We start from the raw sequence: 407 nt of genomic DNA, 5'->3' as shown, positions 1-407 counted from the left end.
CATGGGAGCTGGCGCACCCGTACCGCATGGTTGCGCACAACGGCGAAATCAACACCGTCAAGGGCAACGTCAACTGGATCAACGCGCGTACGGGCGGCATCTCGTCGCCGGTGCTGGGCGATGACCTGCCCAAGCTGTGGCCGCTGATCTATCCGGGTCAATCGGATACCGCATCGTTCGACAACTGCCTCGAACTGCTGACGATGGCCGGCTACCCGCTGGCCCAGGCAATGATGATGATGATTCCGGAAGCGTGGGAACAGCACACGCTGATGGACGACAACCGCCGCGCGTTCTACGAATACCACGCCGCAATGATGGAGCCGTGGGACGGCCCCGCAGCCATCTGCTTTACGGATGGTCGCCAGATCGGCGCGACGCTCGACCGTAACGGCCTGCGCCCGGCG

General features: G+C 63.6%; 1 protein-coding gene. It reads left to right on the top strand.

What is annotated here, in order from left to right:
- Positions 1 to 407, top strand: a 407-nt coding sequence (locus GV818_RS33910) for a hypothetical protein (protein ID WP_161778766.1), incomplete at both ends; no start/stop codon positions are given.

It is taken from the genome of Pseudomonas sp. Fl4BN1 (assembly GCF_009908285.1).
Lineage (GTDB): Bacteria > Pseudomonadota > Gammaproteobacteria > Pseudomonadales > Pseudomonadaceae > Aquipseudomonas.
This window is presented reverse-complemented; position numbering and strand designations above follow the sequence as displayed.